Source organism: Azospira oryzae, from assembly GCF_004217225.1.
Classification (GTDB): Bacteria; Pseudomonadota; Gammaproteobacteria; order Burkholderiales; family Rhodocyclaceae; genus Azospira; species Azospira oryzae.
The window spans coordinates 1,777,568-1,789,499 of the sequence record NZ_SHKM01000001.1 but is presented as its reverse complement, the minus strand read 5'-3'; the positions used below and the strand labels follow the sequence as shown (position 1 = coordinate 1,789,499).

At 63.1% G+C, this 11,932-nt stretch carries 10 protein-coding genes and 1 tRNA gene; all 11 read left to right on the top strand.

The features are described 5' to 3' along the window. The first annotated feature begins 124 nt into the window (after window positions 1-124). The 11 genes from EV678_RS08170 to gmd all read left to right on the top strand — a co-directional run bounded on the left by EV678_RS08170 (window position 125) and on the right by gmd (window position 11,886). The gene (locus EV678_RS08170; protein ID WP_130459129.1) at window positions 125-1,990 is read left to right on the top strand and encodes a thiamine pyrophosphate-dependent enzyme; all 1,866 of its coding nucleotides are present in this window, start codon (window positions 125-127) and stop codon (window positions 1,988-1,990) included. A 9-nt stretch (window positions 1,991-1,999) separates the two neighbouring features. Continuing rightward, a complete protein-coding gene (locus tag EV678_RS08165) occupies window positions 2,000-2,617 on the top strand; it encodes an indolepyruvate oxidoreductase subunit beta (RefSeq protein WP_207222213.1) in 618 nt (205 codons plus the stop codon). Between the two features lie 122 nt (window positions 2,618-2,739). Continuing rightward, window positions 2,740-3,594: a bifunctional methylenetetrahydrofolate dehydrogenase/methenyltetrahydrofolate cyclohydrolase FolD gene (gene folD, locus EV678_RS08160; protein ID WP_130459128.1), complete on the top strand. Its 855-nt coding sequence runs from the start codon at window positions 2,740-2,742 to the stop codon at window positions 3,592-3,594. Further along, window positions 3,591-4,091: a 5-(carboxyamino)imidazole ribonucleotide mutase gene (purE, locus tag EV678_RS08155; protein ID WP_014235217.1), complete on the top strand. Its 501-nt coding sequence runs from the start codon at window positions 3,591-3,593 to the stop codon at window positions 4,089-4,091. The genes folD and purE overlap by 4 nt, the downstream gene beginning before the upstream one ends. Window positions 4,092-4,114: 23 nt before the next feature. Then, the gene (locus EV678_RS08150; protein ID WP_130459312.1) at window positions 4,115-5,269 is read left to right on the top strand and encodes a 5-(carboxyamino)imidazole ribonucleotide synthase; all 1,155 of its coding nucleotides are present in this window, start codon (window positions 4,115-4,117) and stop codon (window positions 5,267-5,269) included. A 19-nt stretch (window positions 5,270-5,288) separates the two neighbouring features. Beyond that, a complete protein-coding gene (locus EV678_RS08145) occupies window positions 5,289-6,299 on the top strand; it encodes an L-threonylcarbamoyladenylate synthase (RefSeq protein ID WP_130459127.1) in 1,011 nt (336 codons plus the stop codon). Between the two features lie 132 nt (window positions 6,300-6,431). Further along, window positions 6,432-8,066 (top strand): methyl-accepting chemotaxis protein, encoded by a 1,635-nt coding sequence (locus tag EV678_RS08140; RefSeq protein WP_130459126.1) that lies wholly within the window; start codon window positions 6,432-6,434, stop codon window positions 8,064-8,066. Window positions 8,067-8,121: 55 nt separating this feature from the next. Then, window positions 8,122-8,197 (top strand) — tRNA-Ala (locus tag EV678_RS08135). Window positions 8,198-8,375: 178 nt separating this feature from the next. Then, complete coding sequence (locus EV678_RS08130) at window positions 8,376-9,812, top strand: mannose-1-phosphate guanylyltransferase/mannose-6-phosphate isomerase (protein WP_014235213.1); 1,437 nt, start codon at window positions 8,376-8,378, stop codon at window positions 9,810-9,812. Beyond that, entirely contained in the window at window positions 9,809-10,780 is a 972-nt protein-coding gene (gene fcl / locus EV678_RS08125; protein WP_130459125.1) for a GDP-L-fucose synthase, read from the top strand. The genes EV678_RS08130 and fcl overlap by 4 nt, the downstream gene beginning before the upstream one ends. Window positions 10,781-10,794: 14 nt before the next feature. Next, window positions 10,795-11,886 (top strand): GDP-mannose 4,6-dehydratase, encoded by a 1,092-nt coding sequence (gmd, locus tag EV678_RS08120; RefSeq protein ID WP_014235211.1) that lies wholly within the window; start codon window positions 10,795-10,797, stop codon window positions 11,884-11,886. Window positions 11,887-11,932: the final 46 nt, after the last annotated feature.

Here is an 11,932-nt window from a genome sequence, read left to right as displayed (position 1 = left end):
AGAAGTCATTGTTTTCAGGCATCTATCCCCTCCGTGTCGTTGACTTGTGTCAAGACGCTACCGTATGGAGCCTGTTAACATCCCCCGCTTTATCAACACCTGAAACAAAGCAGGGGGAGACAACATGGCCGCTATCGCGCCCGTGCCGGCCCAGAGCCGGTTGCTCATGTCCGGCAACGAAGCTGTTGCCCGCGCCGTCTGGGAGGCCGGCGTCAAGGTTGCCGCGGCCTATCCGGGCACGCCGGCGACGGAAATGCTGGAAGTCATTTCGACCTATCCGGACCTCTACGCAGAGTGGTCGGTGAATGAAAAAGTTTCCCTGGAAGTGGCGGTGGGCGCGGCCTACGCCGGTTCCCGCTCCTTCTGCTGCATGAAGCACGTGGGCATGAACGTGGCCTCCGACGCCCTCATGACCCTGACCCTGACCGGCGTCGCCGGCGGCCTGGTGATTGCCGTGGCCGACGACGTGGGCCTCTCCTCCTCCCAGAACGAGCAGGATTCCCGCTACTGGGGCCGCTTCGCCCACCTGCCGGTGCTGGAGCCTGCCGACTCCCAGGAAGCCTACGAGATGACCAAGCTCGGCTACGAGCTGTCCGAGCGCTTCCAGGTGCCGGTGATCCTGCGCCTCACCACCCGCATCTGCCACGTCAAGGCCCTGGTCACCGTGGGCGAACGTCAGGAGCATGTGGGCGCCGGTTTCAAGAAGGAGCCGGCCCGCTGGGTGATGACCCCCTCCGGCGCCGCCCGCCGCCTGCCCCTGATGTTCGAGCGGGAAGCCGCTCTCAAGGCCGAGGCCGAGGTTTCTCCCTTGAACGTGATCGAGGCCGGCAGCGACCGCCGCCTCGGCTTCATCACCTCCGGCCCCGCCTACATGCACGTCAAGGAAGCCTTCCCCGAGGCACCGGTGCTCAAGCTCGGCTTCTCCTCCCCGGCACCCATCGACAAGTGCCGCGAACTGGCGGCCCTGTGCGACGAAGTGGTGGTGGTGGAAGAGGTGGAGCCCCTGCTGGAAACCGAGCTGAAGGCCCAGGGCATCGCCCTGCGCGGCAAGGACATCCTGCCCCGCATCGGCGAGCTGGCGCCGCCCGTGCTCAAGGCCGCCATCGCCAAGCTGCGCGGCGAACCGGTGCCAGCCGTCACCGCGGTGGCGCCGATGCAGGTGTTCCCGCGGCCGCCCACCATGTGCGTGGCCTGCCCCCACCTGGGCGTCTATTACACCCTGTCCCAGGTGCGCAACATCACCATCGCCGGCGACATCGGCTGCTATACCCTGGGGGCCGGCCACCCCTGGAATGCCCTGGATACCTGCATTTCCATGGGGGCATCCATGGGAGTGGCGCTGGGCCTGGACAAGGGCCGGGGCGAGTCGGACAAGGACAAACGAATCCTGGCAGTGATCGGCGATTCCACCTTCCTGCACATGGGCATGCAGGGCCTGCTGGACATCGTCTACAACCAGGGCAACGTCACCGTGCTGCTGCTGGACAACCGGGCCGTGGGCATGACCGGCGGCCAGAACAACCCGGGCAACGGCCTGGACATCCACGGCAACGAAGCGCCGCGGGTGGATTTCGTCAAGCTGGTGCAGGCCCTGGGCGTCAAGCCGGAGCGGGTGCACAAGGTGAACCCCTACGAGCTGCCGGTGCTGTTCAAGGCCATCCGCGAGGAGGTCAAGGTGGCCGAGCCTTCCGTCATCATCACCGACCAGCCCTGCGTGCTGACCGAGGCCTACCACAAGCTCAAGCCCTTCACGGTGATGGACGACAAGTGCACCGGCTGCGGCAACTGCGTCGAAGTGGGCTGCCCGGCGATCCACGTCACCCGGCGGGAAAAGGCCATCAAGCCCAACGGCCGGGAAGTGGACCTCAACTTCGTGCGCATCGAGACCGCTGCCTGTACCGGCTGCGGCCTCTGCGTCCAGCCCTGCGCCCCCGATGCCATCGTCCATGCGGAGACGGTGGTGCCCATCAACATCCTCAAGAAGCACTGAGAGCGCGCCATGAGCATTGCAACGACCAATATTCTTGTTGTCGGCATCGGCGGCCAGGGGGTCATGACGGCCACAGAAATCCTGGCCGAGGCAGCCATCGCCCTGGGCCACGACGTGAAGAAGACCGAAGTGGCCGGCATGGCCCAGCGCGGCGGCGTGGTCTCGTCCCATCTGCGTTTCGGCCCCAAGGTGCTGTCGCCCCAGATCACCCCGGGCACCGCCCATGTGCTGCTGGGCTTCGAGGCGGCCGAGGCCATGCGCTGGCGCCACATGCTGGTGCCCGATGGCATCGCCCTGATGAACACCGCCCAGCTGACCCCGCCGGTGGTGGACTTGGGGCTCTACGACTACCCTGCGGATCCCGTCGGTTCCATGAAGGATTCCGGCTGCCGCGTGGTGGCCTTCGACGCCATGGCCATCGCCAAGGATCTGGGGGACATCCGTCTCGGCAACACGGTCATGCTGGGGGCGGTGGCCGACCATCTGCCCTTCTCCGCCGACATCCTGCTTAACTGCATCCTGCAGCGCTTCGCCCGCAAGGGCGAGAAGGTGGTGGAGCAGAACCGCAAGGCCTTTGCCGCCGGTCGGGCGGCGGTGGCCGCCACCGCCGAAGTGGCTCTGGCCTAAGCCTCGGGCAGGCCGCGATCCGGGGGAGGGTCCATTCTCCCCGGGGTTCTGATAAAATTGCGGCAATTCAAAGGGAAAGGCATTCGCCTTTCCCCTTTTCTTTTTTGTTGGCAGAGAAATCCATGACGGCACAAATTCTCGACGGCAACGCGCTGGCCCAGGAGCTGCGCGAAAGCTTCCAGTCCCGCGTCGCAGTCCTGACGGCCAAGGGCCACCGCCCCGGCCTGGTGGTCATTCTGGTGGGTGAAGACCCCGCTTCCCAGGTGTACGTGCGCAACAAGGTCAATGCCTGCGAGAAGGTGGGCCTGTATTCCGAGAAGATCACCTACGACAAGGATGTGAATCCCCAGGTGGTGCTGGACAAGATCGCCGAACTGAACGCCGATCCCAAGGTGCACGGCATCCTGGTGCAACTGCCCCTGCCCAAGCATTTCGACGAAGAAGCCGTGCTCGAGGCCATTTCCGCCGAGAAGGACGTGGACGGCTTCCACGCCGAGAACGTGGGCGCCCTGGCCCAGGGCAATCCCCGCTTCATCCCCTGCACTCCCTACGGCGTCATGAAGATGTTCGAAAAGGGCGGCGTGGACCTGACCGGCAAGGAAGCCGTGGTGGTGGGCCGCTCCAACATCGTCGGCAAGCCCATGGGCCTGCTGCTGACCAATGCGGGCGCCACCGTCACCATCTGCCATTCCAAGACCAAGGATTTGCTGTTCCACACCTCCCGCGCCGACATCGTGGTGGCCGCCGTGGGCCGTCCGCGCATGATCACCGGCGACATGATCAAGCCCGGCGCCGTGGTCATCGACGTGGGCATCAACCGTCTGCCCGACGGCAAGCTGTGCGGCGACGTGGATTTCGATTCCTGCAAGGAAGTGGCTTCCCTCATCACTCCGGTGCCCGGCGGCGTCGGCCCCATGACCATCACCATGCTCCTGGCCAATACCATCGAGGCCGCCGAGCGAAAGGCAGCGCAATGAACCAGCCCAAGCACCCCGTGATCGGCATCGTCATGGGTTCCGATTCCGACTGGCCCGTGATGCAGGCGGCCGCCGTCATGCTCAAGGAATTCGGCGTGCCCTTCGAGGCCCGCGTCGTTTCCGCCCACCGCACGCCGGACCTGCTCTTCGACTACGCCGCCGTGGCTGCCGAGCGGGGCCTCAAGGCCATCATCGCCGGTGCCGGCGGTGCCGCCCATCTGCCGGGCATGCTGGCCTCCAAGACCATCGTGCCGGTGCTGGGCGTGCCCGTGCCCTCCAAGCACCTTTCCGGCCAGGACTCCCTCTATTCCATCGTGCAGATGCCCAAGGGCATTCCCGTCGCCACCTTCGCCATCGGCGAAGCCGGTGCCGCCAACGCCGCCCTCTTCGCCGTGGCCCAGCTGGCCACCCATGATGCGGAGCTGGCCGAGAAGCTGGCCAATTTCCGTCAGGCCCAGAGCGAGAAGGTTCTGGCCATGAAGCTGCCGGAAGTGTGAGCGGAGACCGGGAAACCATGGCCATGATTCTGCCTCCCGCCACCCTGGGCATGCTCGGCGGCGGCCAACTCGGCCGCTTCTTCGTTTCTGCCGCCCACGAAATGGGCTACAAGGTCTGGGTCCTGGACCCGGACCCCCACAGTCCCGCCGGTCAGGTCGCCGAGCGCCATCTGGCGGCCGCCTACGACGACTATGCCGCCCTGGACGAACTGGCCCAGGGCTGTGCCGCCATCACCACCGAATTCGAGAACGTTCCTGCCGACACCCTGGACTACCTGGCCAAGTTCCTGCCGGTGCGTCCCGCTGCGGCGGCTGTTTCCGTCTGCCAGAACCGCATCGTCGAGAAGACCTTCCTCCAGGATAACGGCCTGCCCCACGGCCCCTTCGCCGCCATCCGCAGCGAGGCCGACCTGGAGGCGGCCAGTGCCGGCCTGTTCCCGGGCATCCTCAAGGTGGCCCGCTTCGGCTACGACGGCAAGGGCCAGGCCGTGGTGAACAGCCGGGAGGAGGCCCTGGCCGCCTTCCGCGGCTTCAAGGGCGAGGCTTGCGTGCTGGAGCAGAAGCTGCCCCTGGATTACGAAGTCTCCGTGGTCCTGGCCCGGGATGAAAACGGCAAGGTGGCCTGCTTCCCCGTGGGCGAGAACCAGCACCGCAAGGGCATCCTGGATGTCTCCATCGTCCCCGCCCGGGCCTCCGCCTGCACCGCCGACAGCGCCCAGGAAATCGCCGAGCGCATCGCCGAGAAGCTGGGCTACATCGGCACTCTGGGGGTGGAGTTCTTCATCTCCCGCGGCCGGCTGGTGGTCAATGAAATGGCGCCCCGGCCCCACAACAGTGGCCACTACACCCTGGATGCCTGCGTCACCGACCAGTTCGAGCAGCAGGTGCGGGCTCTCTGCGGCCAGCCCCTGGGTGAAGCCCGGGCCCACAGCGCCGCCGTCATGGTGAATATCCTGGGCGACATCTGGTACGAAGAGAAGGATGGGGTCGAGCATTACCGGGAGCCGGACTGGTCCAAGCTCTATGCGGTACCCAATCTGAAGCTGCATCTCTACGGCAAGCACCACGCCCGCCCGGGCCGCAAGATGGGCCACTTCACCGTCATCGGCGAAGACTCGGTGCAGGTGCAGCAGGCCGCGATGGCGGCCCGCGCCGCCATCGGCATTCGGGACGAGTAAAAGGGGCGCCGGAATCCTGATGCAAGCCGCCGCCATTTCCGCCTGTCCGCCCAGCCCGGCCGATATCGACCGGGCGGTGCAACTGCTCCAGGCCGGCGAGCTGGTGGGCATTCCCACCGAGACGGTGTACGGTCTGGGGGCGGATGCCTCCAATGCGGAGGCGGTGGCCAAGATCTTCGCCGCCAAGGGGCGTCCGGCGGATCATCCCCTCATCGTCCATCTGCCCGGACACGACTGGATCGAACGCTGGGCCGCAGATATTCCCGATGCCGTCTGGGAGCTGGCCGAGACCTTCTGGCCCGGTCCTCTGACCCTGATTCTCAAGAAGCAGCCCTGGGTGCCCGATGCCGTGACCGGCGGCCAGGACACGGTGGGGCTGCGGGTGCCCGGCCATCCGGTGGCCCTGGCACTGCTGCGGGCCTTTGCCCAGGCCGGCGGCAGCGGTGGTGTGGCAGCTCCTTCGGCCAACCGTTTCGGCCGTATCAGCCCCACCGCCGCCCAGCATGTGGCCGACGAACTGGGCGAGCGGGTGCCCTTCATCCTGGACGGCGGAGCCTGCCCGGTGGGGATCGAATCCACCATCATCGATTTTTCTTCCGGTGTCCCCCGGCTGCTGCGCCCTGGCCACATCACCCCGGAGCAGATCGAGACCGTCATCGGTGTCCGGCCGGAAAAGCCCCTGGGCGCCGTGCCCCGAGCCTCCGGCACCCTGGAAGCCCATTACGCCCCCCGCACCCGGCTCAAAGTGGTGGCCCGGGAGCGTCTTCTCGATTTTCTCAACGTGGTGCGCCACCGCGGCGGCTTCTGCGGCGTCATCTGCCACAGTCAGCCGCCCCATGCGGGCATGCCCCATGTGTGGAAGATGCTGCCGGCCGATCCGGCGGGCTATGCCCACGGCTTCTATGGGGCCCTGCGGGAGCTGGATGGCGCCGGTGCCGACACCATCGTGGTCGAGGCGTTGCCGGAAGGCCCGGCCTGGGCGGCGGTTGCCGACCGTCTACGGCGGGCCGCCTTCGGTTCGGGCGAGTGATTCCTGGGGGCCGGCACTTGTTGGCCCCTTTTGCTTTTTCTGCCACCATGAAAAAAAGGCGTCGGAGCGCCGATGGTGGTTCAACGGTTCGTGTTGCGGCCCCCGCAGAGGGGCTTCTAGTCAGGGGGTCGAATGTTTAATTTCGAACGGATCAAGGTGCGTACGCGCCTGATGATTTTCTTCGCCGGAGTGGTGCTTGGCCTGCTCGCGGTCGGGATATTTTCCCTTTACGTCCTGCGGGACAACCTGATGGAAGACCGCCGCCTCAAGACCCGCAATGTGGTGGAGTCGGTGCTGGGGGTGGTGGACTATTTCTACAAGCAGCAGCAGGCCGGCAAGCTGAGTGAAGAAGAGGCCAAGCGCCAGGCCATGGATTCCCTGCGCAACGTCCGCTACGACGGCAAGGAATACTTCTGGGTTCAGGACCGCAACCTGGTCATGCTCATGCATCCCATCAAGCCGGATATGGAAGGCAAGTCCCAGGCCGCCCTGAAGGACCCTAACGGCAAGCTGTTCTTCCAGGAAATGGAAAACGTGGTCAAGGCCAGCGGCAAGGGCTTTGTGGACTACCTGTGGCCGAAACCGGGTTTCGACCAGCCGGCGCCGAAAATTTCCTACGTGGCCGAATTCCCGGCCTGGGGCTGGGTGGTTGGGTCGGGCATCTACGTCGATGACGTCAATGCCGTATTCCGCCAGCAGGCCCTGATGTTCAGCATCATGGTGGTCATTACCCTGGCCATCCTTTCCGTCATCTCCTGGCTGATCAACAGCAGCATCCTGCGCCAACTGGGAGGTGAGCCGGCCTACGCGGTGGAAGTGGTGCGCCACATCGCCGAAGGCGATCTGGTACGGCCGGTGGAGTACAGTTCCCCCGACAGTCTTCTGGCTGCCATGCAGACCATGCAACAGAAGCTGGCCAACATTTTCGGCGACATCAACGGCATGGCTTCCCGCCTCTCTTCCGGCGCCGAGCATGTGTCGGTGGCGGCCCGGGAAACCAGCGTGGCGGCCCATAACCAGGCCCAGTCCACCTCGGCCTCGGCCGCCTCCATCGAGCAGATGACGGTGAGCATCAGCGAAGTTTCCGAAATCGCCACCCAGACCGAAGCGAACTCCTCCCAGACCGCTGCCCTGGCGGAGGAGGGGGCCGGTCTGGTGAAGAACGCGGCCCAGGAAATCGAGCTCATTTCCCGCACCGTGGCCACTTCGTCGGAGCAGATCCAGTTGCTGCAGCAGCGCTCCCAGGAGATCGGCGGCATCGCCAATGTGATCAAGGAGATTGCCGACCAGACCAACCTGCTGGCGCTGAACGCCGCCATCGAGGCAGCCCGGGCCGGCGAACAGGGCCGGGGTTTCGCCGTCGTCGCCGATGAGGTGCGCAAGCTGGCAGAGCGGACCGCCAAGGCCACCACGGAAATCGCCCAGATGATCGACTCCATCCAGGAGGAGACCCAGACCGCCGTGCAGGCCATGGCGACGGCTGCGCCCCAGGTGGACAAGGGGCTGGAACTGGCGACCCAGGCCACCGCCATGCTCGACGAAATCCATCGCCAGGCCCTGGATTCCCTCGGCAAGGTGCGGGATGTGGCCCTGGCCACCACCGAGCAGGCTACCACCGCCACCGACATTGCCAAACATGTGGAGCACATTGCCTCCATGGCCGAGGAAACCAACGCCACCATGCAGAACAATGCCGCCGAGGCCGAGCAACTCGAAGGTTTGGCCGACCAGTTGCGCCAGACCGTCAGCTATTTCCGGGTGTCGTGAAGACGTTGTCTTTTTGACAGCTAAGACCTTGTTGCTATAATTCTTTCCTCTTCGTGGGGGGGTAGCTCAGTTGGGAGAGCGTCGCGTTCGCAATGCGAAGGTCGGGAGTTCGATCCTCCTCCTCTCCACCACCATTTCAAGGCAGCCCTTTCGGGGGCAGGCCTGCAATCTTTCCTCTCAAGGGTTGGACGTTCCGGCTGCCGAGTCTGGCAAGGTGGTCCGGAAGCGGCAGAGGAGGGCAAGACCCAGCTCGACGGGGGTACATGTCGGTGCGCGGTGTTTCCTAGACCAAGAGGATGCAGTCATTTCATGAAGAATCCCACCATTACAGCGGTCATCCTTTGTGGTGGATCCGGGACCCGGCTCTGGCCTCTGTCCCGCAAGAGTTTTCCCAAACAGTTTGTGCCCCTCCTGGGTGACAAAAGCCTGCTGCAGCTGACTTTTGAACGTACCAGCGGACTGGGAGAGCGGGTCTTGGCCGTGGCGGCGGAAGATCATCGCTTCATGGTGACGGACGACATGCTGGCAGCCCGTGTGGCGGGCGCCGTCATTCTGGAGCCGGCTGCGCGTAATACAGCTGCTGCCATGGCCTTGGCGGCCTTGCAGGCGATCCAGGATGGCCTCGATCTGCTGCTCTTCTGCCCCGCAGATCATCATGTCCCTGATGTGGAAGGCTTCCTCCGGACCATCCGTCAGGGTGTGCCGGCAGCCCAGGCCGGTGCGCTGGTGACCTTCGGGGTTGTTCCTTCTTTTCCCAGTACCGCTTACGGCTACATCCAGCGCGGCGATTCTCGTGCCGATGGCAGTTTCCATGCCGGGCGTTTCATCGAAAAGCCAGACCTGGCCAGGGCCCAGGAGTTACTGCTGGCCGGGGATAACCTGTGGAATGCCGGTATTTTCCTCTGTCGGGCAGTCATTTTGCTGGAAGCGCTTGAGGCTCATGCTCCGGATATCCTGCTGACGTGCCGTCAGGCCATGGCTGATGCGCAGGTCGAGGTGTCTCCCAGCGGTCATGCCTTTGTTCGGCCTGAAGCCCGGAGTTTTGGCACCTGCCGCTCCCAGAGCATCGACTACGCTGTCATGGAACAGCATGACAATGTGGCGGTAGTCCCTTTCGAGGGGCAGTGGAGCGATGTAGGCAGCTGGAATGCAGTTGCCGATCTTCAGGTTCCGGATGGGGACGGAAATCGGGTGGCAGGCCAGGGTATGGTTCACCACTCCAGCAATACCTTCATTCATGCTCCTCATCGTCCGGTGGTGGCATTGGGGACCGATAATCTGCTGATTATCGATACGCCTGATGCGGTGCTGGTGGCCCACCGGGACAAGGCCGAGCAGGTCAAGGACGTGGTGACCCGCCTTGAGCAGGCCCAATGCACCCAGGCGGTTACCCATCGCAAGGTGGCTCGTCCCTGGGGCTGGTATGACAGCATAGACCGGGGCGAGCGTTTCCAGGTCAAGCGTATCGGTGTCAAGCCGGGCGCCAGCCTCAGCCTGCAAAAGCATCACCACCGGGCCGAACATTGGGTGGTGGTCAAGGGTACGGCGGAAGTCACCTGTGGCGAAAACACCTTCCTCCTCAGCGAAAATCAGTCCACCTATATCCCCATCGGCGAAGTGCATCGCCTTCGGAATCCGGGCGTGGTTGAACTCGAGATTGTGGAAATCCAGTCCGGCAGTTATCTGGGCGAGGATGACATCGTGCGCCTGCACGACACCTACGGTAGAGCCCCCCAGCAACAATGAGTCCCATGCCCAAAATTTATGTAGCAGGCCATCGCGGGATGGTCGGTTCCGCCATCGTCCGGACCTTACTCGGGCAAGGTGTTCGTTCCCAGGACATCATTACCCGCACTCATGCGGAACTGGACCTGACAAACCAGGCGGAGGTACGTGCCTTCTTTGCGGCCGAGCGTCCGGAGCAGGTCTATCTGGCAGCCGCCAGGGTCGGTGGTATTCATGCCAACAACACCTACCCGGCCGAGTTTATCTACGACAACCTGATGATCGAGGCCAATGTTGTCGATGCGGCTTTTCGTGCAGGTGTCCGGAAGCTGTTGTTCCTCGGCTCCAGCTGCATATATCCCAAGCTGGCACCCCAGCCGATCGCGGAAGGGGCGTTGCTGACAGGAACCTTGGAGCCGACCAACGAACCCTATGCGGTGGCCAAGATTGCCGGGATCAAACTGTGCGAAAGCTACAACCGGCAATATGGTGTGGACTATCGTAGTGTCATGCCAACCAATCTGTATGGTCCCGGCGACAATTACCATCCCGAAAATTCCCATGTGATCCCGGCCCTGATCCGGCGTTTCCATGAGGCGAAAAGCGCCAATGTGCCTGTGGTGACGGTATGGGGCAGCGGCACGCCGATGCGGGAATTCCTCTATGTGGACGACATGGCGGCTGCCAGCGTGCATGTTATGAATCTGGACAAGTCCCGCTATGACCAGCATACCCAGCCCATGCTGAGCCATATCAATGTCGGCTGCGGTTATGACATTACAATCCGCGAGTTGGCGGAGACCGTTGCCCGGGTAACCGGTTTTTCGGGAAAGATCGAGTTTGATGCCTCCAAGCCGGATGGCACGCCGCGCAAGCTGATGGACAGTTCCCGGCTCAACGCTCTCGGCTGGCAGGCCAAAGTATCCCTGGAAGAGGGGTTGTCTGCTGCCTACAGGGATTTCGTAGAAATTCAATTACCCCGCTCATAGAGGGAATAAACCGTATGTCTAAACCCAAAGTCGCCCTCATCACGGGCGTTACCGGCCAGGATGGCGCCTATCTTGCTGAACTATTGCTGAGCAAGGGCTACATCGTCCACGGACTGAAACGCCGCACTTCCCTGTTCAATACGGACCGTATCGATCACCTTTACCAGGATCGGCACGAAGAGAGCGTTCGCTTTTTCCTGCACCACGGCGACATGACGGACAGTTCCAGCCTGATCCGCATCATTCAGCAAACCCAGCCCGATGAAATATACAACCTGGCGGCCCAGAGCCATGTCGCCGTCAGCTTCGAGGAGCCGGAATACACCGCCAATTCCGATGCACTTGGGGTGCTGCGGATTCTTGAGGCTATCCGTATTCTAGGGTTGGAGAAGAAGACCCGCTTCTATCAGGCGAGCACGTCTGAACTTTATGGTCTGGTCCAGGAAATTCCTCAGAAGGAAACCACGCCCTTCTATCCCCGCAGTCCTTACGCGGTGGCCAAGCTTTACGGTTACTGGATTGTCGTCAATTATCGTGAAGCCTACGGTATCTATGCCTGTAACGGCATCCTGTTCAACCATGAAAGCCCGATTCGCGGCGAAACCTTTGTGACCCGCAAGATCACCCGGGCCCTCGCTCGTATCAAGCTGGGGCTGCAGGACTGCCTGTTCCTCGGCAACATGGATGCCAAACGGGACTGGGGTCACGCCAAGGATTATGTGGAAATGCAGTGGCTGATGCTGCAACAGGAAAAGCCCGAAGATTTCGTCATCGCCACCGGTGTGCAGTACAGCGTGCGGGACTTCGTCAATGCGGCCGCCCAGGAACTGGGTATGCAGATCCGCTGGGAGGGCAGCGGGGTGGATGAAAAGGGTTACGACGCCCACGGCAAGTGCATTGTCGCCGTCGATCCTGCCTATTTTCGTCCGACGGAAGTCGAAACCCTGTTGGGTGATCCCAGCAAGGCCAAGGAAAAACTTGGCTGGACCCCCAGGACCAGTTTCGCCGAACTGGTGGCCGAGATGGTGCGCGAAGACCTGAAGAGTGCCGAGCGCGACGAACTGGTCAAGAAGCATGGCTTCAAAGCCATGGACTATCACGAGTGATGTTGACCGTGTTGCAGCCATAATGGCTGGAACGCCCGCTTCGTTG